General features: G+C 67.6%; 19 protein-coding genes. 4 read left to right on the plus strand and 15 right to left on the minus strand.

Going from position 1 to position 22,227, the window contains the following annotated elements; genetic code table 11:
• Positions 1-59: 59 nt before the first annotated feature.
• From AC3WJB_RS01180 to moaCB, 6 genes are all read right to left on the minus strand, one after another.
• Positions 60-3,821, minus strand: a complete 3,762-nt coding sequence (locus AC3WJB_RS01180; protein ID WP_492677889.1) for a nitrate reductase subunit alpha — start codon at positions 3,819-3,821, stop codon at positions 60-62.
• Between the two features lie 285 nt (positions 3,822-4,106).
• A complete protein-coding gene (locus AC3WJB_RS01185) occupies positions 4,107-4,460 on the minus strand; it encodes a hypothetical protein (protein ID WP_492677891.1) in 354 nt (117 codons plus the stop codon).
• A gap of 96 nt (positions 4,461-4,556) precedes the next feature.
• Positions 4,557-5,063: a molybdenum cofactor biosynthesis protein MoaE gene (locus tag AC3WJB_RS01190; RefSeq protein ID WP_492677893.1), complete on the minus strand. Its 507-nt coding sequence runs from the start codon at positions 5,061-5,063 to the stop codon at positions 4,557-4,559.
• 1 nt (position 5,064) lies between these two features.
• Positions 5,065-5,325 carry a MoaD/ThiS family protein gene (locus AC3WJB_RS01195; protein WP_492677895.1) on the minus strand — a complete coding sequence of 87 codons (261 nt, stop codon included), beginning with the start codon at positions 5,323-5,325 and terminating at the stop codon, positions 5,065-5,067.
• Positions 5,322-6,575 carry a molybdopterin molybdotransferase MoeA gene (locus tag AC3WJB_RS01200; RefSeq protein WP_492677897.1) on the minus strand — a complete coding sequence of 418 codons (1,254 nt, stop codon included), beginning with the start codon at positions 6,573-6,575 and terminating at the stop codon, positions 5,322-5,324. Before AC3WJB_RS01200 ends, AC3WJB_RS01195 begins: the two co-directional genes overlap by 4 nt.
• A complete protein-coding gene (moaCB, locus tag AC3WJB_RS01205; RefSeq protein WP_492677899.1) occupies positions 6,572-7,576 on the minus strand; it encodes a bifunctional molybdenum cofactor biosynthesis protein MoaC/MoaB in 1,005 nt (334 codons plus the stop codon). The genes AC3WJB_RS01200 and moaCB overlap by 4 nt, the downstream gene beginning before the upstream one ends.
• 240 nt (positions 7,577-7,816) lie before the next feature.
• Here moaCB and AC3WJB_RS01210 point away from each other — a divergent pair, with 240 nt between their 5' ends.
• Complete coding sequence (locus AC3WJB_RS01210; RefSeq protein WP_492677901.1) at positions 7,817-8,221, plus strand: ribonucleotide reductase subunit alpha; 405 nt, start codon at positions 7,817-7,819, stop codon at positions 8,219-8,221.
• A 45-nt stretch (positions 8,222-8,266) separates the two neighbouring features.
• Here the strand turns inward: AC3WJB_RS01210 and AC3WJB_RS01215 are convergent, their stop codons facing one another.
• From AC3WJB_RS01215 to AC3WJB_RS01240, 6 genes are all read right to left on the minus strand, one after another.
• The gene (locus AC3WJB_RS01215) at positions 8,267-8,734 is read right to left on the minus strand and encodes an OsmC family protein (RefSeq protein WP_492677903.1); all 468 of its coding nucleotides are present in this window, start codon (positions 8,732-8,734) and stop codon (positions 8,267-8,269) included.
• Between the two features lie 330 nt (positions 8,735-9,064).
• Positions 9,065-12,325 (minus strand): efflux RND transporter permease subunit, encoded by a 3,261-nt coding sequence (locus AC3WJB_RS01220; protein ID WP_492677905.1) that lies wholly within the window; start codon positions 12,323-12,325, stop codon positions 9,065-9,067.
• Entirely contained in the window at positions 12,318-13,409 is a 1,092-nt protein-coding gene (locus AC3WJB_RS01225) for an efflux RND transporter periplasmic adaptor subunit (protein WP_492677907.1), read from the minus strand. The genes AC3WJB_RS01220 and AC3WJB_RS01225 overlap by 8 nt, the downstream gene beginning before the upstream one ends.
• 24 nt (positions 13,410-13,433) lie before the next feature.
• The gene (locus tag AC3WJB_RS01230; protein WP_492677909.1) at positions 13,434-13,640 is read right to left on the minus strand and encodes a YgaP family membrane protein; all 207 of its coding nucleotides are present in this window, start codon (positions 13,638-13,640) and stop codon (positions 13,434-13,436) included.
• 57 nt (positions 13,641-13,697) lie between these two features.
• On the minus strand, positions 13,698-14,081 hold the full coding sequence (locus tag AC3WJB_RS01235; RefSeq protein ID WP_492677911.1) for a DUF302 domain-containing protein: 384 nt from the start codon (positions 14,079-14,081) through the stop codon (positions 13,698-13,700).
• A gap of 63 nt (positions 14,082-14,144) precedes the next feature.
• A complete protein-coding gene (locus tag AC3WJB_RS01240) occupies positions 14,145-15,434 on the minus strand; it encodes an NAD(P)/FAD-dependent oxidoreductase (protein ID WP_492677913.1) in 1,290 nt (429 codons plus the stop codon).
• Positions 15,435-15,631: 197 nt separating this feature from the next.
• Here AC3WJB_RS01240 and AC3WJB_RS01245 point away from each other — a divergent pair, with 197 nt between their 5' ends.
• From AC3WJB_RS01245 to AC3WJB_RS01255, 3 genes are read left to right on the plus strand one after another with little or no spacing between them, the layout of a single operon-like run.
• Complete coding sequence (locus tag AC3WJB_RS01245; RefSeq protein WP_492683022.1) at positions 15,632-15,982, plus strand: ArsR/SmtB family transcription factor; 351 nt, start codon at positions 15,632-15,634, stop codon at positions 15,980-15,982.
• A gap of 41 nt (positions 15,983-16,023) precedes the next feature.
• On the plus strand, positions 16,024-16,890 hold the full coding sequence (locus AC3WJB_RS01250; protein WP_492677915.1) for an MBL fold metallo-hydrolase: 867 nt from the start codon (positions 16,024-16,026) through the stop codon (positions 16,888-16,890).
• A gap of 33 nt (positions 16,891-16,923) precedes the next feature.
• Positions 16,924-17,700, plus strand: a complete 777-nt coding sequence (locus AC3WJB_RS01255; protein ID WP_492677917.1) for a sulfite exporter TauE/SafE family protein — start codon at positions 16,924-16,926, stop codon at positions 17,698-17,700.
• 133 nt (positions 17,701-17,833) lie between these two features.
• Here AC3WJB_RS01255 and AC3WJB_RS01260 read toward each other — a convergent pair whose 3' ends face one another.
• The 3 genes from AC3WJB_RS01260 to AC3WJB_RS01270 all read right to left on the minus strand — a co-directional run bounded on the left by AC3WJB_RS01260 (position 17,834) and on the right by AC3WJB_RS01270 (position 22,208).
• Entirely contained in the window at positions 17,834-18,397 is a 564-nt protein-coding gene (locus tag AC3WJB_RS01260; RefSeq protein ID WP_492677919.1) for a cytochrome b, read from the minus strand.
• Positions 18,398-18,596: 199 nt separating this feature from the next.
• A complete protein-coding gene (locus tag AC3WJB_RS01265; RefSeq protein WP_492677921.1) occupies positions 18,597-19,427 on the minus strand; it encodes a universal stress protein in 831 nt (276 codons plus the stop codon).
• Between the two features lie 102 nt (positions 19,428-19,529).
• Positions 19,530-22,208 (minus strand): bifunctional acetate--CoA ligase family protein/GNAT family N-acetyltransferase, encoded by a 2,679-nt coding sequence (locus AC3WJB_RS01270; protein ID WP_492677923.1) that lies wholly within the window; start codon positions 22,206-22,208, stop codon positions 19,530-19,532.
• Between the last annotated feature and the right edge of the window lie 19 nt (positions 22,209-22,227).

Raw genomic sequence — 22,227 nt, forward strand, 5'->3', positions numbered from 1 at the left:
TTTGGCAACCGCGGCGGGGGTCGCAGCGCGCTTGGGGTCAGGCAGCGGGTCGCGCATGCTCAGTGCCCCTCCAGGCCAATCGTTCCCGCCGGGTTGCCGTCGGCGAGCTGCCCGTCGTCCAGCCAGTCGACGGTGTGCATCTTGCGTACGATGACGAACTCATCGCGGTTCGTGCCACAGGTGCCGTAGTAGTTGAAGCCGTACGCCAGCTGGGCGTAACCGCCAATCATGTGCGTCGGCTTCAACACCACCCGGGTGACCGAGTTGTGTATGCCGCCACGGGTGCCGGTGATCTCCGAGCCCGGGATGTTCACGATGCGCTCCTGCGCGTGGTACATCATCACCATGCCCGGCATCACGCGCTGGCTGACCACGGCGCGCGCGGTGATCGCGCCGTTGACGTTGAACAGCTCGATCCAGTCGTTGTCCTCGATGCCGGCCGTGCGCGCATCGTCTTCGCTCAGCCACACGATGGGGCCGCCGCGCGACAGCGTCTGCATGATCAGGTTGTCGCTGTAGGTGCTGTGGATGCCCCACTTCTGGTGCGGCGTGAGGAAGTTCAGCACGACCTCCGGATGGCCGTTGCCGCGCTTGCCAAGCAGCGGGGCGATGGTCTTGGTGTCGACCGGCGGGCGGTAGCCCATGAAGCCCTCGCCAAACGCCACCATCCACTGGTGGTCCTGGTAGAACTGCTGGCGTCCGGTCAGCGTGCGCCACGGGATCAGCTCGTGGACGTTGGTGTAGCCGGCGTTGTAACTGACGTGGTCATCCTCCAGCCCGGACCAGATCGGCGAGGAGATGATCTTGCGCGGCTGGGCGACGATGTCGCGGAAGCGGATTGCCTCGTGCTCCTTGCCCCGCGCCAGGTGGGTGTGCTCGCGTCCGGTGAAGCGGCCCAGCGCCTGCCAGGCCTTGACCGCGACGTGGCCGTTCGTCTCCGGCGCCAGGTGCAGCACCACCTCGCAGGCGTCGATCGCCGAATCGATCTGCGGCCGGCCCTGGCTGACCCCCGGCTCCTCCACGCGGTGATTGAGCTGGCCGAGGAAGCCGACCTCGTCCTTCGTGTCCCACTGCAAGCCCTTGCCGCCGTTGCCGTGCTTGTCCAGCAGCGGCCCGAGCGAGGTGAACTTGCGGTACAGGTTGGGATAGTCGCGCTCGACCACGGTGACCTGTGGCATGGTGCGGCCGGGGATGGGCTCACATTCGCCACGCTTCCAGTCGCGCACGTCGAACGGCATGGCCAGTTCACCCGGGGTGTCGTGCAGGGTCGGCACCAGCACCACGTCCTGTTCCACGCCAAGCACGCCCGGCGCCATCGCACTCACTGCCTGCGCAATGCCCTTGAAGATGTCCCAGTCGCTGCGCGCCTCCCACGCCGGGTCCACCGCCTTGGTCAGCGGGTGGATGAACGGGTGCATGTCCGAGGTGTTGAGGTCGTTCTTCTCGTACCAGGTGGCGGTCGGCAGCACCACGTCTGAATACAGCGCGGTGGTGCACATGCGGAAATCCAGCGTGACCAGCAGGTCGAGCTTGCCCTCCGGCGCCTCGTCGCGCCACCTGATCTCCTCGGGCTTGAGCTCGCCCATGGCGCCGAGATCCTTGCCCTGCAGGCCGTGCCGGGTGCCCAGCATGTGGCGCAGCATGTACTCGTGACCCTTGCCGGAAGAACCCAGCAGGTTCGAGCGCCAGACAAACATTGCGCGCGGGAAGTTCTGCGGCGCGTCCGGATCGGCGTAGGCGAAATCAAGCTTGCCCTCCTTCAGTTGGCCGACCACGTAGTCGGCAGGGGCCTGGCCGGCTTGCGTCGCGTCGCGCGCCACCTGCAGCGGGTTGCGGTTGAGCTGCGGCGCGCACGGCAGCCAGCCCATGCGCACGGCGCGCAAGTTGAGGTCGGCGAGCGAACCGGAATATTTCTCGGGTGCGGCCAGCGGCGAGAGCAGCTCCGCGACCTTGACCTTCTCGTAGCGCCACTGGTCGGTGTTGAAGTAGTAGTACGAGGTGCCGTTCATCTGCCGTGGCGGCCGCGACCAGTCCAGGGCAAAGGCCAGCGGCAGCCATCCGCTCTGCGGCCGCAGCTTTTCCTGGCCCACGTAATGCGCCCAGCCGCCACCGGTCTGGCCGACGCAACCGCACATGACCAGCAAGTTGATCAGGCCGCGGTAGTTCATGTCGTTGTGGAACCAGTGGTTCATGCCGGCGCCGACGATGATCATGCTGCGGCCACGGGTCTTGTCGGCGGTGCGCGCAAACTCGCGGGCAATCTCGATCACCTCGGCGCGCGGCACGCCGGTGATCTTCTCCTGCCACGCCGGCGTGCCCGGCACGTCGTCCTGGAAGCTGGCGGCGACGTTGCCGCCGCCAAAGCCGCGGTCGACGCCGTATTGCGCGAGCAACAGGTCGTACACCGTTGCCACCGCCCATGCCTGGCCGTCGGCCAGCTGCAGCCGACGCACCGGCAGATTGCGCTCGAGCACGTCGGCAAACTTCGACGCGGTCCAGTGGGCGTGCTCGACGCCCCCGAAGTACGGGAAGCTCACCGCCTCCACGCTTTGGGCAACGTTGTCCAGGCTCAGGCGCAATCGGGTGTCGCGGCCGGCACTGTCCCGCTCCTCGATGTTCCACTTGCCTTGCTCGCCCCAGCGGAAGCCGACCGAGCCGTGTGGCACCACCAGCTCGCCGCTCACCTCATCGTAGGCCAGGGTCTTCCATTCCGGGTTGTTGGCCTCGCCCAGCCCACCCAGGTCGCTGGCGCGCAGGAAGCGTTCGGGCACAAGGCGCCCGTCGGCACGCCGCTCCAGGCGCACCAGCAGCGGCATGTCCGAATACTGGCGACAGTAGTCGGTGAAATACGCCGATGGCCGCTCGACGTGGAACTCCTTCAGGATGACGTGGCCGAGCGCGAACGCCAGTGCGGCATCGGTACCCTGCTTGGGGTGCAGCCAGTGGTCAGTGAGCTTGGCCAGCTCGGAATAGTCGGGGCAGATCGCCACGGTCTTGGTACCGTTGTAGCGTGCCTCGGTGAAAAAGTGCGCGTCAGGCGTGCGCGTCTGCGGCACGTTCGAGCCCCAGGCGATGATGTAGCGGCTGTTGTACCAGTCGGCCGACTCCGGCACGTCGGTCTGTTCGCCCCAGACTTGCGGCGAGGCCGGTGGCAGGTCGCAATACCAGTCGTAGAACGACAGGCAGGCGCCACCCAGGAGCGAGAGGTACCGTGCGCCGGCAGCATAGGAAATCATCGACATGGCTGGGATCGGCGAGAAGCCCACCACGCGGTCGGGACCGTACTGGCGCGCCGTATACAGGTTCGACGCGGCGACGATCTCGTTGGCCTCATCCCAGTGCACGCGGACGAAGCCACCCATGCCGCGGCGACTCTTGTAGGCCTTGGCTTTCTGCGGGTCCTCCACGAGGCTGGCCCAAGCCTCGACTGGCGTCATGGACTTGCGCGCCTGTCGCCACATGCGCAGCAGCGCGCCGCGCACCAGCGGATACTTCAGCCGATTCGCGCTGTACAGGTACCAGGAATAGCTGGCCCCGCGCGGACAACCGCGCGGCTCGTGGTTCGGCAGGTCCGGACGCGTTCGCGGGTAGTCAGTCTGCTGGGTTTCCCAGGTGACCAGGCCATTCTTGACATAGATCTTCCAGCTGCACGAACCGGTGCAGTTCACGCCGTGCGTGGAGCGCACGATCTTGTCGTATTGCCAGCGCGCACGATAGGCGTTTTCCCAGTCGCGGTTGTCGCTGCGGGTGACGCCGTGACCCTGGGCAAACGTGCTCGTGCTGCGTTTGAAGAACTGCAGCCGGTCGAGGAAATGGCTCATGCGGAAACCTCCCGGTGGTACGACCCTGCGTAGTGCTGGCCGGCGCTCCGGCGGAGTCGCCAGCACCCCGACCAACGCAGACTAGGCGAGCGGTTTCCATCACCGGTTGACTTCAATCAATCACGCTCGGCGGCCGTGGGCAGCTCTCCGGCAACGGGCGGCAGGTGTCGGAGCGGCGCAGGCCGCGACACACATACGCTTGCGTAGGTTCAGCCCGTGCCAGCCCGGCGTGGGCACGATGGGGCTGCGACTTCACGCCGCAGGGTGTGGCGCGGACAACAGGGGTCAGGCGCGGCGAGGGGCGCGGCGACGGCTGCGGATGCTGTCGCGCACGTCCACCTGGAAACTCAGCGTGAGCACGTCGTCGGGGCGTACCGGACACGCGAAGCTCACACCGTCACGACTGGGCAGGCGCGCCACGTAGGCATCGATCGCCGCGGCCGGCAGGAGAATCCGCCAGCCGTCGCCAAGTTGCTCGAAACGCGCCGCGGCCTCGGCTGTCAACCCAAGCCCGACACCCAGGACGTTCGCCTCAGGCAGCAGGCTGCGGATGGCCAGATGCCGACCAGCAAGGAGCTGCCGCAATTCATCTTCGTCCACCCGCAGGCGCCATTGCTGGCCATCGATCTGCAGTTTCATGTCGCCACCTCCCGCCACTCGTCAGGGGTGTTGCCGTTGCGCAGGCACGCCAGGCCGGGCGTATCGCTGGGGCCGCCGAACTTCCGGTCGCCGGGCTCAGCCGTGGACATGTCCAGCATGCGCGACATGCGCGGCGCCGGCGACAGGCGAGGGTTCGCCCTCGCACAACGAACAGCCCTCGCTCCACTCGCTGCTGCCGTCCGGGTAATGCTCCTGCTTCCAGATCGGGCTGCCGTGCTTGAGCACCTCGACGGCCTCGCGGCAGGCGCGGAACGCCTCGTCGCGGTGGACCGCACCGACCGCCACGGCCAAGGCGACGTCGCCGACGGCGAGCCGTCCCTTGGCATGAGCCATGTAGATGCGCAGCTGGGAACCGTACTGCGCCCGGACGCGCGTGGCGATTTCGGCAAAGCCGGTCAGCGCCAGCTGGTCGAAGACGTCGTAGCTGATGCCAACCACCGCGCGACCCAGGTTGTGTTCACGTACCTGGCCGACAAACAACGACAGCCCGCCACAGCTCGGATGGGAAACGAACGCCAGCGCTTCCGCCGGATCAATCCGCCGCTGCGCCACGTCCACAATGACACCGTGAAAGCCGTCCATTTCAGCCGCCCCCGACTGGTGGGAGCACCACGATGCGTGCGCCCGGCGGGATGGGCTCGTGGTCGCGCAGCACGCTGCTCTCGGTGGCAAAGGCCGACCGCTGCAGCAAGCCTTCCTTGAACCCTGGCCAGTGCGCCTGGCCATGCGCCGACAGCGCGCGGCGCAGGTCGGCCACGCACGGCTGGACGGGAACTTCCAGGACGACCAGGGACGTGGTGGTGTAGTCGCGGAAAGCCCCAAACAAGCTGACTTCGACCTTCATCCCGTGACTCCAATCACCGGTGGCTGCAGGTGCCCCAGGCCATACACGTCGACGAGGCTACCGGGTGCACTGTAGCCGAGGTCCTCGGCTGCCACCACCCAGGTGTTGGCGTCGAGCAGTGGGCGCACCCGGAACGACTCCTGCCCGGGAAGCACGGCCGCGCACAGCCGGCCGTCCCGGTCCAGCTCGGCCCGGCCCTTCAGGAAGCAACGCAATGGCACCTGCTTGTCGAACGGCAGCCCGAGCGGCAGGCGCAGCGGCTGCTCCAGCGGCAGGCCAAGCTGGCGGCGCAAGGCGGGTTCGACCAGGAAACGCATGCCCACGGCACTGGCCACCGGATCGCCCGGCAGTCCGAAATACAGGGCGTCTCCAGTCAAGCTGGCAAAGAGCACCGGCTGGCCCGGACGGATGCGCACCTCCTGGAAGTGCACGCTGGCCCCGAGCCCACGCAGCGTCTGCGGCACGCCGTCATGGCGCGCCGCGGAAACCCCATCCACGCTCACGACGACATCGGCACCTGCCTGCAGCGCCCGCGACAGTGCCTGCTCCAGTGTCGCCGGATCGTCGACCACGCTTTGCCGGTACACGACCTCGGCACCGGCCAGGACCGCGCGAGCGGCCAAGAACGACCCGTTGCAGTTGCGCGTCGACTCCGCCTGGACCGGCTGCCGTGGATCGTTGGCCGGCTCACGGCCGATGCAGATCACCGCCAGCCGCGGACGCCGCACGACGTCCACCTGCCTGATCCCGAGCGCGACAAGCACGGCCAGGTGCTGCGCCTGCACGAGATCGCCGGCAGCCATCACTGTGGCGTCGCGGGCCACGTCCGCGCCGCGGCGATGCACGTGCTGGCCACGGGCGATCCCGGCACCCAGGCGGATGTCCAGCGCTTGGCCAGCGGCATCGCGACGCACGACCTCGACCTGCTCCACGGCGACCACACGGTCCGTGCCCGCCGGCAGGTGCGCACCGGCCTTGATTTCCCAGGCGCTGCCGGTGGCCGGCGCCGATGCGTCCCCGGCCACCGGTCTTCCGCGCAGCGCATACACGCTCCCGGCTGGTGCCGGCCCGCTGGCGGCATGCAGCGCAAAGCCATCGGTCGCGCTGCAGTCACGCGCTGGCAGGTCGATCGAGCTGACCACCGCCCTGGCCAGGATGCGGCCCAATGCCTGATCGCAAGGGCAGCGCTCGCGCTGCAACCGGCGCGAGCGGGCAAGGATGGTCGCCAAGGCCTGGTAATATCCGATCACGGATGTCCCCCACCATGCAGCATCGCCAGCGCGTGGGCCAGCAGCGGCGCGAGGATGTCGATGTCCTGCCGCACTGCCCGCGGGCTGCCCGGCAGCGTCACCACCAGCATGTCCCCGACCTGTGCCGCCGTGCCGCGGCTCAGCCAGGCCAGCGGCGTGTGGCGCGCGCCCTCGCTGCGGAGCATGTCGGCCAGCCCGGAGACGTCGCGGTCGGCAACCTGCGCCAGCGCCTCCGGGGTGAAGTCGCGCGGCCCGAGACCGGTACCGCCAGTGCACAGGCACAGGCGGATCCGCGCTTGCGCCAGCTCGCGCAGCCGCGTGGCCAGCGGCTCAACACCATCAGGCAGGAGCTCTACCCGCTCCACGCGCGCCCCCAGCGCGGCCAGGCGCTGCACCAGGAGCGGTCCGGAAAGATCTTCGGCACTGCCGGCATGCGCCCGGTCGCTGAGCGTGATGACGGCGCACGGCACATCGTCGAGGCGGGCCGTGCCGCGCGGCCGGTAATACGCGCATTCGGCTTCGCTCATACCCGCGGGGTGCCGCCATAGGCCGCTCTTGCCGCCTTCCTTGAACAACAGGCGGATGCCCTCCATGGCCAGGGCCGGCTCCACCGGCTTGCTCAAGTCGTACACGGTCAGCAGCGCGGCGCTGACGCCGGCCAGCGCTTCCATCTCGACCCCGGTGCGGGCCTCGGTCGCCACCTCGCAATACACGCGGACCGACTGGCGCGCGGCAATCGGCTCGCAGCGCACGCGCACGAGTTCCAGCGGCAGCGGGTGGCATAGGGGCATCAGCGACGACGCCTGCTTGGCGCCTTGCAGCCCGGCCACCTCCGCCATGGCCAGCGCATCGCCTTTCGGCAGGCGGCGCTCGACAATCAGCGGCCAGGCCACCGGGCCGGCGAGCAGCTCGCCCACCGCGACCGCCCGTCGCCGGGTCGGCCGCTTGTCGCGAATGTCGGCCATGTGGAAAGCGCTGTCGGGTTCCGCTGCCAGGGCCATCTCTACCTCCAATCGAATCCAGGTGTGGGGGCACGCCGCCCGCGCTCCGGTGCAGGACACGAGCACCCACCTTCAGGTCGGATCGAGGCAGGAATCCCACGCCGGAATCAGGCTAAGCAGCGCCTGCGCGCGCCCAATTGACCGACATCAACCGCCGGTGCGGCACGTTGTCACGACTATACCCCCGTGGCCTGGCGACGCATGGTAGTTTCCCCTGCGCCTCCCGACCCAGCCGCCGCGATGACCCTGACCAGCTTCCAGGACCTGCTCGACGCCAGCCGCCGGCAATCCCAGCCGCAACGTCTCCTCTTCACGTTTGTCCGCGTCGAGTTGCCGCAGGCGGCGACCGAAGCCCAACGCGCGCGCATGCAGGCCGGCGAGGGCGGCAATTTGTCGCCAAGCCTGTGCGTGGACAAGGCGCCGGAGGAAGTTGCCGGCTTCGCCGCCCTGGTCGAGGAGTCCATGGCCACCGGCCAGCACTGGGACATCATGTTCGTCGCCAGCCTCTCCGGTCGCGCCGGCGTGGCCCCGTCGACCGACGAGGCCGCCCAGCCGCTGCGCTTCATGGTCAATGCGATCAACAACGGGCGCGTGGCGGAGTTTGCCGCCTTCGATCGCAACGGTGATGTCTTGCGGTTCTGCTGAGCCACGCAGGACCGGGCTGCGCCGACGCCATCCGAGAGATCACGGCTAGGCAGCCGGACCGTGATGCACGATGGCGCCGCTGGCGTCACGCACACTTACGTCGACCTCAATTCCGCTGCGTACGCTTTCGGTGACCACACAAAAATCCTCGAACTGTCCGAGCAGGCGTTCGGCGTGCGCGTAGTCGCCGACAGCCTCGGGCAAGTCGATGGTCACTTCAATGCGGGTGACGCGCAGGCGCTGCTGCTCGTTGCGCCCCAGATACGCCTTGGCGTGGGCAACGAGCGTGCCCGGAGTGTTCTTGTACTTGCGCAGTGCAAACAGCAGGCTGGCGCCCAGGCAGTTCGCCACCGCTGCCAGCAGCAGCCGCGACGGGTTCGGCCCACTGCCGCTGCCCAGCGGTGCGGGCTCATCGGTATGCAGCGCCGGCATGCCGGGGTCATCGAAGGTGATGCGGAATGCGAAATCCGCTTCCTGGGTCAAGGTGATGCCAAGTACCTCGGTCTCACTCATGGTCAACTCCTGGATGCATGTCAGTCGGCCGCGGCCGACGCGTCGATGTGCCTGCATGTCCGCGACCCCGCGCGGCCATGCCCTCCTGCGCGTGGAAGACTGGCGGCGACCTGCCGGCCATCCGGGCCAACGGACCGTGGAAGCGTTGCAGATTGCCAGCGCGGGACGTATCCCAAAGGAACATGCCCGGCGCATACCGCCCTTCGTACACGTTACAATGACGGCGGTGCCCTGGCCATTGCGCAGTGATCCAGCACCCCAGCATCAAAGGGAACACCCGAACGCCAACCCGTCCTGTCCGCCGCGTCGAACCCGGACCATGACCTCAAATCATGCGTGCACGTCGGCAGGACGATGCGCGCCACCGCGGCTGAGCCACACGTAATACAACAACGGGATCACCAGCAAGGTGAGCACGGTGGAAACGAGCACGCCGAAGATGAGGGATACCGCCAGTCCCTGGAAGATCGGGTCGGCGAGGATGAAGAATGCGCCCAGCATCGCGGCGAGGGCCGTCAGGATGATGGGTTTGGCGCGCACCGCGCCAGCCTGCACCACGGCCTGCTCCAGGCTGGCACCGGCGGCCAGCGAATGGTTGACGAAATCCACCAGCAGGATCGAGTTGCGCACGATGATGCCGGCGAGCGCGATCATGCCAATCATCGAGGTGGCGGTGAACTGCGCGCCCAGCAGCCAGTGGCCGGGCATCACCCCGATCACGGTGAGCGGAATCGGCGCCATGATGATGAGCGGCACCACGTAACTCTTGAACTGGCCGACCACGAGCAGGTAGATCAGCAGCAAGCCGATCGAGTAGGCCAGGCCCATGTCGCGGAAGGTCTCATAGGTGATTTCCCATTCGCCGCTCCAGCGCACCGAATAACCGGTATCGTCGAGCGGTGGCCCGATGAATTCCTGCTGCAGCCGGTGACCGGCCAGCTCGGTGTGCGCGATCTTTCCCACCAGCCGGAACATGCCGTAGACCGGGCTGTCCTCGCTGCCCGCGTCGTCGCCGGTGACGAAAGTGTAGGGCAGCAGATCCTTGTGATAGATCGCATCGGCCCACGGCTGCCCGACCACGTTCACCATCTCGGCCAGCGGCACGAGTTGCCCGCTCGCCGAGCGCACGCGCAGGGCAAGGATGGCCTCGACCGAGCCCAGGTCGGCCTGCGGCAGGCGCAGGAGGATCGGCACCGCATACTTGGCGTCCGGGTCGCCCAGATAGCCCGCGGGTTCCCCGCCCACCCCCGCGCGCAAGGCGTCGACGATTTCTGCCTGGCTCACACCGAGCGTCGCGGCACGCGTGCGGTCGACTTCCAGCACCCGGCGCGTCGCCTGCGTATCCTCGACGCTGCGGTTGACATCGGCAATGCCCGGCGTCGCCGCGAACAAGCGCTCCATGGACCGCGCGACCTCACGCCGGCCCTGCTCATCCGGCCCGTAGATTTCCGCCACGATGGGTGCCATCACCGGTGGCCCCGGTGGCACCTCGGCCACCACCAGGTGGGCGCGGTGGCGCTGCGCCACGGCGGCCAGCGCCTGGCGGACGGCCAGGGCAATATCGTGGCTTTGCCGCTCACGCGCATCCTTGTCGACCAGGTTGACCTGGATGTCGCCCTGGTAGGGCTGGTTGCGCAGGTAGTACTGGCGCACGAGGCCGTTGAAATTCATCGGCGCCGACGTGCCGGCGTAAAGCTGATAGTCCTTGACCTCGGGCACGCGATCCAGCACCTGGCTCATGTCCACCAGTACGCGGTTCGTCTGCTCCAGGGTCGAGCCCTCGGGCATGTTGAGCACCACCTGGAATTCAGACTTGTTGTCGAAGGGCAGCATCTTCAGGATCACGAGCTTCACCCCAGCCAGGCCGGCGGCAAGCAGCACGAGCGCAGTCATGCCGAGGAACAGGCGATGGCGGTTGCGCGCAGCCTTTGGCGTGCCGAGGAACGGTGCCATGACCCGTTGGAACACGCGCTGCAGGAAGCGATCGAGCCGCGAAGTCCCGCGCGCCGGCGCCGCGCCTTCCGCGTTGCCCAGCGCGGGTTGGTGCCGACGCAGCAGATGGAACGCCAGCCAGGGCGTGACCACGAATGCCACCGCGAGCGAAATCAGCATGCCGACCGAGGCATTGATGGGGATTGGCCGCATATACGGCCCCATCAAGCCGCCGACGAAGGCCATCGGCAGCAGCGCGGCAATCACCGTGAACGTGGCCAGGATCGTTGGCCCACCCACCTCGTCGACCGCCGGCGGTATGGCTTCGAGCAGCGGCTTGCGACCGAGTGTCATGTGCCGGTGGATGTTTTCGACCACCACGATCGCGTCATCGACCAGGATGCCGATCGAGAAGATCAGCGCAAACAGCGACACGCGGTTGATCGTGAAGCCAATCGCCCAGGACGCAAACAAGGTGATCGCCAGCGTGACCACCACCGCCACGCCCACGGTCACCGCTTCGCGCCAGCCGAGCGCAAGCAGGACCAGCAGTACGACCGCACACGCGGCCAGGGCCAGGTGCAGCAGCAGCTCGTCGGCCTTGGCATTGGCGGTCTCGCCATAGTCGCGGGTCACGGTGGCGTGCATCCCCTGGGGAATGTCGACGCCGCGCAAGGCGTCCAGCCGATCGCTGATGGCCGTGGCAATGTCGTGCGCGTTGCTGCCGGCCTTCTTCGCGATCGCCAGGGTCACCGCCGGGGCGAGCCCGGTGCGCGGCCCGGCCCGACCAGGCGGTGCACCGAAGGAAACCAGGCGTTGCGTGTAGTTCGTGCCTGCCACCACCCGGGCCACGTCGGCCAGATGGATGGGCTTGCCGCCCGACAGGCCGATGACGAGCTGCGCGACGTCGCGCCCGTGCACGAGCAGGCTGCCGGCCTGCAGCGGCTGGTCCCGATTCCCGCCAACCGTGCTGCCGATATCTTCCGCCACATTGGCCGCGCGCAGGCTGCGCGCAAGATCCGCCACCGTCAGGCCATGGCTGGCGAGCTTGGCTGGATCGAGCTCGACGCGCACCGCGCGGTCGGGCGCTCCCAGGGTGTAGACGTCGCGCGTGCCGGGCACGCGCTTGAGGTCGGTCTCCAGCGTGTGCGCCACTTGCGCGAGTTGCTCGGGCGTGGTCTCGGGGCGATCCGACCACAGCGTGACCGCCATCATCGGCACGTCGTCGATGCCATAGGGCTTCACCAGCGGCTGGCCAACGCCGAGCCCGCGGGGGATCCAGTCGGCATTGGAATAGAGCTGGTTGTACAGGTCGACCAGCGCGCGCTGGCGTGGCACGCCCACGTCGAACTCCACCGTCACCACGGCCATGCCGGGGCGACTTACCGAATAGGTGTGCTTGATGCCCTTGATCTCGGAAAGCTTCTGCTCCAGCGGAAAGCTCACGAGATTCTCGACACTGCGCGCGCTCGCGCCGGGATACGGCACCATGACGTTCGCCATGGTGACCTCGATCTGCGGGTCTTCCTCCTTGGGCGTGACGATGGCCGCGGCAATGCCGAGCAGAAAGCCGGCCAAGGCCAGCAACGGCGTGATCTGCGAGGCCTGGAACGCGCGGGCTATGCGTCCGGCGATGCGCAGCTTTGGCGTCTCACTCATCGCCGGCAGCGCCAGCGTTGCGGTGTGCGACCAGCCAGGCCACGGCGGCCTGGGGGTCACGCGCGACGCGCTCCCCCGCGTCCAGCCCGGCCAGCACCTCCACCTCACCGTCGTTGCGGTCACCAATCCGCAGCTGGCGCAGCGTGACGCCATGCCCGCCAATCACGTACACGCCGACCAGCTCGCCGCGCTGGACGAGCGCCGACACGGGTACCGTCATGCGCCGCGTTGCATCGGCGGCAAACGCCACCTTGACCGTCATGCCTGGATACAGGCCGGCCGCCCCGGCCGGGAGCAGCACGCGCACATTGAAGGTATGCGTCGACGGGTCGGCATAGGGAAAGACCTCGACGCCCGCGGCCGCCACCTGCCCGCCGTCCGCCGTGGATACCTCGGCGGCACGCTGGCGACGAATGGGGTCGACCGCACTTTGCGGAACCTCGACGTTGACCCGCAGGTCATCCAGCGCCTGCAGTTGGATCAGGGGCTGCGGCGTCGGTGGGCCGGCCTGGACCGCCTGCCCCACATGCACGTAGCGGTGGGTGACGATGCCGGCAAACGGGGCGCGCAGTACGGTGTAGTCGAGCTGCTGCGCCACTTCGCGCAATCGGGCCTGGGCGGCATCGAGCGCCGCGCGTGCCGCGTCACGGCCGGCACGCTCGCGATCCATCTGCGCGGCCGACACATAGCCCTTGGCGTAGACTGCCGCGATCCGCGCATAGCTGGACTGGGCATCGTCATACCCGGCCTGTGCCGACGCAAGCATGGCCTGCGCCGCCCGGCGTGCCGACGCCTGTTCGACATCGCTGAAGCGCACCAGCACGTCGCCCTTGGCCACGCGGTCGTTGACCTCGTGTGGCAGCGCGACGACGCGGGCGTTGGTCTGGGCGGTGATCGTGACCTGCTGCACCGCCTCGACCACCCCATCCCAGACCTGCCGGCCCGGTACCGACTGCGTCTGTACGACGATGCCGTCCAGCGCGACAGGCGTGGGCGCCCCAGTGGTGGCGGGAGGTTTGCCACTACAAGCCGCAAGCGCAGCGAAGGCGGCCGCCAGCGCGAATTGGCGCAGGTCGAAGGTCATCACGGCAACTCGCAATCCGTCAGGTCAGGAGTGGAAAGCGCAACCAGGCTTCAGGCCCAGCCGGCCCAGGATTCGCGCCAGCGGGCAGAATCCGCTGAACGCCGATTGCAGCAGATTGGCGCCGACGAGCAGCGGCAGCAGCAACCACCACGGCGAGACAAAGTAGCCCAGCGCGACTCCCAGCAAGACCATGGTGCCGGCAAAGGCAAATACGGCGCGGTCGATGTTCATGTTGACCTCCAGCAAGAAAACGAGAAGGAAATCTGTCGATCCAGCCCTGTGAGGAACTCAGCGCGCCTCATCGATCATGGCGCGGGTTTCCCGCTCGACCTCGATGGCAATCGCGGCCAGTCGCGGATCGTCGGACAACTGCGCCAGCATCTGCTCGGGGCGAATCATGCCGATCCGCGTCTTGCCGTCCTTGGCGTACACCGAAATGCGACAGGGCAAGGCCATGTTGATTTGCATGTCGATCGCCAGCACGGCAGCAGCCTGCTTTGGGCTGCATACCTCGAACACCTTGCACTCGTGGGCAAAATCGATGCCTTTGCTGCGCAACGTGGCGCCCAAGTCATGCACGTGCAGCACACCAAACTGATGCCGCCTGACCGCAGCGTCCAGATCGGCGACGGCCTGTGCGAACGATTTTTCGGTTTCAACGATGTAATACATGACTTCCTCCAACTGGACACCCCGGGAGTGGCGCCATTCGCACTCCCCGCCGGCGGCACCGCTTCAGGCGCCGCTTTTCTCATCCGGTTTCAGCCGCTCGATGCCGAACGCCTTCATGACGTACTTTTCGTATACGGGGTCGGCTTGGCCCTTGCGCATCTTGCGCAGGAAATATTTTTCGTAAGCCACCTTGGCCAAGTGCACCCACTTGCCGGTCATGGCCTTGGTCACATTGCGCGGCGGAATCTGCGGCAAGGCGATGAACGCGAAGCCGCGGTCACCCATGTCGGCCAGGCACAGCGCGTTCCAGGTCGCGCGGGCGCGCACCGGCTTGCGCGCGATGTCGTCGCGGATGTTGCGCGCGATCGCGGTCACCATCGATTCAATCATGAGCCCGGTCTTCGGCGCGCCGGTCGGCACCGGCGTGGCCTCGACCGGCGGGATCGCGACACACACGCCGGCGGCAAACACGTTGGCGAACTTGGGATTGCGCTGGTAGGCGTCGATCAGGATGAAGCCACCAGGGTTGGCCAGGCCTTCGACGCCCTGCACGGCATCGACGCCGGCAAAGGACGGTATCAACATCGAGTAGGCAAACGGCACTTCGTGCGTTTTCGCCACCGCGCCGCGTTCATCGAGCTGCTCGACACTGACCTTGCCCGGTTCCACCGACGTCACGCGGGCATTTTCAATCCACTTGATGTGGCGCTGGCGCAGCTCCGATTCCAGCAGGCCCTTGGAATCGCCAATGCCGCCCAGGCCCATGTGGCCAATGTACGGCTCGGAAGTCACGAACGTCATCGGCACGCGGTCGCGCAGCTTGCGCCGGCGCAAGTCGGTATCCAGGATCATCGCGAATTCGTAGGCCGGACCAAAGCAGCTCGCACCCTGCACTGCGCCCACCACCACCGGGCCCGGGTGCTTGAGGAATTCCTGGTAGTTGGACCAGGCCTTCTCCGCATGCGGCCCAGTGCAAACCGATTGGCTGTAGCCCTCGGGCCCGCTGCCGGGCACCCGCTCAAACGCCAGGCGCGGCCCGGTGGCAATGACCAGATAGTCGTAATCAAGATGGTTGCCGTCGACCAGCTCGACGCGATTGGTTTCCGGCATCACCTTGCGTGCCCCGACCGGCACGAAACGCATGCCGTGGGACTCGATGGGACGGGTGACATCCAGCCGGATGTCGTCGGCCTGGCGCCAGCCGACGGCAAGCCAGGGATTGGACGGCGTGAAGTTGAACATCGGGCCGTCCCCGACCACCGTGATCTGATGCCCGCTGCCGACCGCCTCGCGAATCTCGTAAGCGGCCGACATGCCGCCGATACCTGCACCCAGGATGACAATGTTGGCCATGATTCACGCCCTCGCTCGCCTTGCCTTGATGGACCAAACCAGGTGACCCAGTCTGGGGGGTTACCCGCCTTGGCGATTGACCAGAATCAACCCGCAATGGGACGCCGGCACGATTACATTAGACACAGCTTAATTAGCATGTCGTGGTAAAGTCAACCATCCGGACGCTTCCCCAGCCGAGCCGCCCAATGAAACGCATGTCCTTGCCCGAGAATGCCGACCTGTCCGCGATGCAGGCCCACGCGACCGAAGCCTCGAGCCTGCTCAAGGCCCTGGGCAATGCCCAGCGCCTGCGCATCCTGTGCCTGTTGATGGATGCGGAGATGTCCGTCGGCCAGATCAACGAATGCCTGCCCGACCTGGGCCAGTCGGCGCTGTCGCAGCATCTGGCCAAGCTGCGGGCCGAGGGGCTGGTGCGCACCCGACGGGAGGCGCAAACCATCTGGTATGCGCTCGAGTCCGGGCCAGCCGAACGAGTCATCGGCGCGCTGTACGATGTTTATTGCGCTGCCGTGGAAAAGCCCCGGCAACGCAAGGGCGCGCGTTGAGCGCTTGCAGACAAAGCCGGATTCCCCAAGGGGGCGTACGCATGGCAAGCCCGGAGGTCAAGGCCTTCTTCCATCCCCTGAGCAGCACGTTCAGTTACGTCGTCTGGGATCCAGCCACGCGCGCGGCGGCCGTCATCGATCCGGTGCGCGATTACGAGGCCGCATCCGGGCGCACCAGCCACGAATCGGCGAGGGCGCTGGTCACGTTCGCACGGGCCGCGGAGCTGGCGGTGGACTGGGTGATCGAAACCCACGTGCACGCCGACCACCTCTCGGCCGCACCCTGGGTGCAAGGTGAGCTTGGGGGCAAGCTTGCGATCGGCGAACACATCCGCCGCGTGCAGGACCGCTTTGGCACGCTGTTCAACGCCGGCGAGGGCTTTGCCCGCGATGGCAGCCAGTTCGACCACCTGTTCATGGACGGCGAGCAGTACCAGTTGGGCTCCATCCCTGCCACCGCGCTGCACACGCCTGGCCACACGCCAGCGTGCATGACGCACGTGATCGGCGACGCCGCGTTCGTCGGCGACACGCTGTTCATGCCGGACTACGGCACGGCACGCTGTGATTTCCCCGATGGTGACGCGGCCACGCTGTACCGCTCGATCCGCCGCATCTTCGCCCTGCCCGGCGCAACGCGAATCTTCCTGTGCCACGACTACAAGGCACCGGGCCGCGACGAGTATGCACACGAAACCACGGTGGCCGCCGAGCGCGCAGGCAACATTCACGCCCGCGACGGCATTGGCGAGGCCGAGTTCGTGGCCATGCGCAACGCCCGCGACGCCACCCTGAAGCTGCCGCAACTGCTGTTGCCCGCCGTGCAGGTGAACATGCGCGCGGGTTACTTCCCGCCCGCCGAAGACAATGGCAGGCGTTACCTGAAGATCCCGCTGGACGCACTCTGAGCGCGCACCTCCTCCCCTGTGGTCGACATCGGCATGCTTGAGCCAGCGCTCCTGCAGGCCGCGCTTGCCATCGCCTGCGGTTCGCTGGTGGGGTTCTCGCTGGCCTTGATTGGCGGCGGCGGTTCGATCCTCGCCGTGCCGCTGCTGCTGTACGTCGTGGGCGTCCACGACCCGCACCTGGCGATCGGCACCAGCGCCTTGGCGGTGTCGGTCAATGCGTTTGCCAACCTGATCCCGCATGCCCGCGCCGGACACGTGCGCTGGAAGGCGGCGTTTGCATTTGCGGCCGCGGGCGTCGTCGGCGCGTTTGCCGGCTCCAGCCTGGGCAAGGCGGTCGACGGCCGCCACCTGCTGGTCCTGTTCGCGCTGCTCATGCTGGTCGTGGCCGGCTTCATGCTGCGTGGCCGGCGCGGCCACGGCGACCGCTATCCCTTGCCCGGCATGTACCCGCGCCTCGGCGCCGTGGGGCTGGGTACCGGCAGCCTGGCCGGCTTTTTTGGCATCGGCGGCGGCTTCCTGATCGTGCCGGGACTGATGTTCGCCAGCGGCATGGAGATCATCCAGGCGATCGGTACCTCGCTGTTCGCAGTGGGTGCCTTCGGCCTCACCGCCGCGGTCAACTACGCGCGCTCCGGCCTCGTCGCCTGGGCGGTCACCGCCGAGTTCATCCTCGGCGGCGCCATGGGCGGCTGGCTGGGCGCGCTGGCCGCAACCCGCCTGGCGCGGACCCGTGGCGCCCTGAACCTGATCTTCGCGCTGGCCATCGCCGCCGTGGCCGTATTCATGCTGGTGCGCAGCCTGCGCGGCTGAACCGTCACCGTGCGGCCGTGAGGCACGGGTTGGATCCCCCAACCGGTGGTGCCGCGCAACCTCATGTGTAGTGGACGCGGGCGATGCGCTTGGCGCGAACTGGGCGTCAAGGCATCGCCAGCCAGCCAATGCTTCAACCCGCCAGGCTCCGCTGGCGCCGCGGCAGCATGCGCCGCAGGGTGTTGTCGCGCGTGATGTAGTGATGGAACAGCGCCGCAGCGGTGTGCAGGCCGACCAGGTAGTAGCCCAGCGTGCCAATGGTCTCGTGGATGTCCTCCAGGGACCCGGCCAAGCCCTTGTCGGCACCAATGAGCGGCGGCAGTTCCAGGCCGAAGAACGGAATCACCTTGCCCTTGGCGCTGAGCGTGAGCCAGCCAAGGATCGGCATGATCAGCAAGAAGGCGTAGAGCAGCAGATGCATGAGCTTGGCGAGCGCGTGTTGCCAGGTCGGCGGCGGCGGCTCGATGCCCGGTGGGGGAAAGATCGCACGCAGCGCCAGGCGCACGAACACGACGCCAAACACGGTCAGGCCCAGCATGAAATGCCAGGTCTTCATCAACTCGGACGCTGCGCTGCCCTTGGGGTAAATGCCGCGCAGTTCGATCAGGGCATAGACAGCGACCAGCAGCACCACGGTGAGCCAGTGCACGCTGATGGAAAGCGCGTGATAACGGTCATTACGGAGATCCTGAGTCATGTCGTTGAACTCCACGTAGGAACCACCGGACGCCATGCTTTCGTTGCGGACGGCCCACGACTGCGGGTCGCGCCGGCAGGGCGTCCTGCGTGCCGGCTCATCCATACGGTTGCGCATGTTGCTTAAGAATTGCTGTTACCGGGCGGCCGGTGACCGCGGTCGCTTGTCGCATCCTCAAAGCCGATGGGCCCGCGCCGCGTCAGTGCGAGAGCAGCGAGCAGCGCCTGGAGTACTTGAGCAGGTCGCGCGTCACGCCGCCCAGCGCCCACTCGCGCATGCGGCTATGCCCGTAGGCGCCGGCGACGATCAGGTCGGCGCCCACCTGCTCGGCGATCGCGTCCAGCGATACCACGTACTGGTCGCCGGTAGCGAAGGCTTGCGGCTCGGCGGTGACGCCATGCCGCTGCAGCCAGGTACATACCTCTTCGGTATGCGTGCGCGCTGCCGGCAGCTGTGGCTCCTGGGTGACTACCTCGGCGACGACGACCTGCTTGGCCAGCCGCAGCAGCGGCAACGCATCGGCGACGGCCCGCCGGGTCTCGCGGGTGTCCTTCCAGCCCACCAGGATGCGATCCGGCACCAGGCTATGCGCGCGCGCCGGTATGACCAGGGCTGGCCGGCCGATGCGCATCACCAGGTCTTCCACGCCGACGCGCCGGCCAGGGCCGACCCAACTGGCCTGCGCATCGACCGCCGTGATCAGCAGGTCGGCGCCACGCATCTGCGCCACGACCGCATCGGTCGGCGGCCCTGCGGTCATCAGGCCCAGCCAGTGCAGGCGATCGGCACGCTTGGCCAGCGCGGCACGAAAGACTTGTTCAGCCTGGCCCATCTGCGCTTCGATCTCGTCGCGGTCGCTCTCGAACGCCTGGACCGGGACCACGCCATGGCCGACGACGACGCGTACGAGCTGGCAGGCGACGATGCCGACCACGTCGGCGTCGAAGCGTTCGGCCAGGTCGCCCGCGACGGTGAGCAGGGGCCCATGGTCGGCGTCCAGTTCGAGGTGCACCATCAAGGTCGTGTACATGTCAGGCTCCCTGTAGTTGGCCATTGATATCTATCGGTTACGACACTAACCACGCCCACCCTGGGTCGAGTTGACACGTATCAACTCCCTCTGACCCCACCTTCAGAGGACAAGGCGCACCCGCACGACGTCACCTTCCATGCGCGTCGACTGGAAACCCAGGCTGCGACAGAGGGCCAGCATCGGCTGATTGCTGGCCAACACGTCGCCGGCCACCTCGCGCAGGCCGAGGCTCTTGGCGTAATCGATCAGCACCTGCATCAGCCGGCGGCCGATGCCGTGGCCGGCCAGCGTGTCAGTGACGGTGATGGCGAATTCGCCGCGTTCGCGGTTGGCGTCGCTGAGCAGGCGCACGCCGCCGTACAACGCCGCCTCGCCGGCTGGCTTGTCCTCGGCAATGACAAATGCCATTTCGCGGTCATAGTCGATCTGCGTGGCGCGCGCCGCCAGCTCGTGCGGCAGTTCGTCGAGCGCGGCGAACATGCGCATGTAGCGGCGCTCCGGCGACAGCTGGCGAAACGCCTCGCGCATCGGCAGCTCGTCTTCGGCGCGGATTGGGCGCAGCAGGCAACGCCGACCGTCGGGCAACACGAAAGGCTGCTCCAGCTCGCGCGGATAGGGCACGATGGCCAATCGACTCGGCGTACCGGCAGGTACGGCGTGCAGCCGAACCCGCGCATCGATGGCGATGCAGCCTCCTGGGCTCAGCAGGATGGGATTGAGGTCGAGATCCACGATCTCGGGAAACTCGCACACTAGTTCGCTCAGGCGGATCAGGAGCGCGTACAACCGCGGCAAGTCGGCCGGTGGCAGGCGCCCCTTGGCACCGATGAGCACGCGATGGATGCGCGTCTGCGCCACCAGGTCGCGCGCCAGGTTCACGTTCAACGGCGGCAGCGCCAGCGCCGTATCGTCCATCGCTTCGACGGCCACGCCGCCGGCACCAAACACGATCACCGGGCCAAAGATTGGATCCATGGTCAGGCCCGCAATCAGCTCGTGGGCATTCGCACGGGCCACCATGGACTGCACCGAAACCCCGGACAGGCGCGCCTGCGGATAGGTGGCGTGCAGGCGCTCGATCATGCCGGCCGCCACGCGCGCCACTTCGTCGGCACTTTCCACGTTGAGCGCGACGCCGCCCACGTCGCTCTTGTGCAGCAGATCCGGGGACAGAATCTTGACCGCGTACGGCCCCGGAATGGACTGCGCCGCCGACCTTGCCTCGTCCGCCGTCGCCGCACGCCGCGTCGCATTGACCTCGAAGCCGGCGGTGGCGAGCAGATGCTTGGCATCGGCCTCGTCCAGCCAATCCACGCCATCGCGCAGCCAGCCGTCGATCAACTCGCGTACCTTCTGGCGCTGGCTCACGCCGCGCAACGGAAACGCCGGTACGGTTTCGCTCAACTGGGTTTGCTGGCGATGCCGGTCCACCAACTGCATGAAGCCGCGCACCAGCGCTTCGGGCGTACCGAAATTGGGAACGCCACGAGCCGCAAACGCGGCCCGCGCCGCCGCGTCGGCCAGTGGACCGAGCCACGCCGTCAGCACCGGCTTGCGCAGTGCTCCGGCGTCGAGTGCGGCCACCACACCATCGGCGGCAGCGGCGGCGTCGCCCATGCCGGTCGGGCAGTACATCACAGCCACGGCATCGACCTCGGGCGCGGCGAGCAACGCACCAAGCGCGGCGCGATAGCGCTCCGGGCCTGCGTCGCCGACGATGTCCACCGGATTGCCGTGCGACCAGGCCGGGGGCAACACCGCATCCAGCGCCGCATGCGTCGCCTCGCCCAGCGTCGCCAGGCGCCCACCGGAACCAAACAACTGATCGGCCGCGAGCACGCCCATGCCGCCGCCGTTGGTGAGCAGGGCCAGGCGATCGCCGGACAACATGCGCGGCCTGGCCAGCATCTCGGCCGCGTCCAGCATCTGCAGCAAGGTCGCCACGCGCTGGATGCCCGCGCGCCGGCAGGCCGCGTCGAACACCTTGTCGCCGCCCGCCAGCGCACCGCTGTGCGAGGCGGCCGCCTTGGCTGCCGCTGGGGTGCGTCCGGACTTCAGGATGATCACCGGCTTGAGCCTAGCCGCGTGCCGTGCAGCGGACATGAACTTGCGCGCGTCGTTGACGCTTTCCAGGTACAGCAGGATGGCCCGCGTACCCGGGTCGGTGGCCAGGTAGTCCAGCCAGTCGGCGACGTCCACCTCGGCCATCTCGCCCAAGGAGACCAAGGCGGAAAAACCGACGTCGCGGGAGATGGCCCAGTCGATCAGCGTGGTCAGCACGGCACCCGACTGCGACAGCAACGCGAGCTGCCCGGGCGGCGGCAGGGCCTGGGCAAAACCGGCATTGAGACCGGCGTGCGGCGCCAGCATGCCGATGCAGTTCGGCCCCAGGAGGCGCATGCCGGTGACGTGCGCGGCGGCAAGCAGCTCGGCCTGCAGGGTCTTGCCGCCACTGCCCGCCGGGATTTCGGCAAACCCAGCCGACAACACCACCGCGGCGCGGGTACCGAGCTTGCCCAGGTCGGCAATGACGGCCGGAACCGCCGGTGCCGGCACCGCGACGATCGCCAGCCCGGGTGCTTCCGGCAGTTGGTCGACCCGTGGATAGACACCGCTGGCGGTGTCGAGGGCAAGATGATGATTGACCAGAAAGACGCGGCCGGGGAAGCCGGCCAGGTTCTGCGCCGCTACCGCGCCTACCGAACCCGGCCGCCGGCTCGCTCCCACCAGGGCGACGGACGCAGGTTTCAAGAACGCATCGAGATTATAGGTGCTCATGCAAGCCGTTCTTGGTTGG

Source organism: Rhodanobacter sp. FW510-R10 (assembly GCF_058781105.1).

What these genes read in the sequence shown, in the direction of transcription:
- AC3WJB_RS01180 (WP_492677889.1), bottom strand. Translation starts at nt 3,821, where the DNA reads ATGAGCCATTTCCTCGACCGGCTGCAGTTCTTCAAACGCAGCACGAGC.
- AC3WJB_RS01185 (WP_492677891.1), bottom strand. Translation starts at nt 4,460, where the DNA reads ATGAAACTGCAGATCGATGGCCAGCAATGGCGCCTGCGGGTGGACGAA.
- AC3WJB_RS01190 (WP_492677893.1), bottom strand. Translation starts at nt 5,063, where the DNA reads ATGGACGGCTTTCACGGTGTCATTGTGGACGTGGCGCAGCGGCGGATT.
- AC3WJB_RS01195 (WP_492677895.1), bottom strand. Translation starts at nt 5,325, where the DNA reads ATGAAGGTCGAAGTCAGCTTGTTTGGGGCTTTCCGCGACTACACCACC.
- moaCB (WP_492677899.1), bottom strand. Translation starts at nt 7,576, where the DNA reads ATGGCCCTGGCAGCGGAACCCGACAGCGCTTTCCACATGGCCGACATT.
- AC3WJB_RS01210 (WP_492677901.1), top strand. Translation starts at nt 7,817, where the DNA reads ATGACCCTGACCAGCTTCCAGGACCTGCTCGACGCCAGCCGCCGGCAA.
- AC3WJB_RS01215 (WP_492677903.1), bottom strand. Translation starts at nt 8,734, where the DNA reads ATGAGTGAGACCGAGGTACTTGGCATCACCTTGACCCAGGAAGCGGAT.
- AC3WJB_RS01220 (WP_492677905.1), bottom strand. Translation starts at nt 12,325, where the DNA reads ATGAGTGAGACGCCAAAGCTGCGCATCGCCGGACGCATAGCCCGCGCG.
- AC3WJB_RS01225 (WP_492677907.1), bottom strand. Translation starts at nt 13,409, where the DNA reads ATGACCTTCGACCTGCGCCAATTCGCGCTGGCGGCCGCCTTCGCTGCG.
- AC3WJB_RS01230 (WP_492677909.1), bottom strand. Translation starts at nt 13,640, where the DNA reads ATGAACATCGACCGCGCCGTATTTGCCTTTGCCGGCACCATGGTCTTG.
- AC3WJB_RS01235 (WP_492677911.1), bottom strand. Translation starts at nt 14,081, where the DNA reads ATGTATTACATCGTTGAAACCGAAAAATCGTTCGCACAGGCCGTCGCC.
- AC3WJB_RS01240 (WP_492677913.1), bottom strand. Translation starts at nt 15,434, where the DNA reads ATGGCCAACATTGTCATCCTGGGTGCAGGTATCGGCGGCATGTCGGCC.
- AC3WJB_RS01245 (WP_492683022.1), top strand. Translation starts at nt 15,632, where the DNA reads ATGTCCTTGCCCGAGAATGCCGACCTGTCCGCGATGCAGGCCCACGCG.
- AC3WJB_RS01250 (WP_492677915.1), top strand. Translation starts at nt 16,024, where the DNA reads ATGGCAAGCCCGGAGGTCAAGGCCTTCTTCCATCCCCTGAGCAGCACG.
- AC3WJB_RS01255 (WP_492677917.1), top strand. Translation starts at nt 16,924, where the DNA reads ATGCTTGAGCCAGCGCTCCTGCAGGCCGCGCTTGCCATCGCCTGCGGT.
- AC3WJB_RS01260 (WP_492677919.1), bottom strand. Translation starts at nt 18,397, where the DNA reads ATGACTCAGGATCTCCGTAATGACCGTTATCACGCGCTTTCCATCAGC.
- AC3WJB_RS01265 (WP_492677921.1), bottom strand. Translation starts at nt 19,427, where the DNA reads ATGTACACGACCTTGATGGTGCACCTCGAACTGGACGCCGACCATGGG.
- AC3WJB_RS01270 (WP_492677923.1), bottom strand. Translation starts at nt 22,208, where the DNA reads ATGAGCACCTATAATCTCGATGCGTTCTTGAAACCTGCGTCCGTCGCC.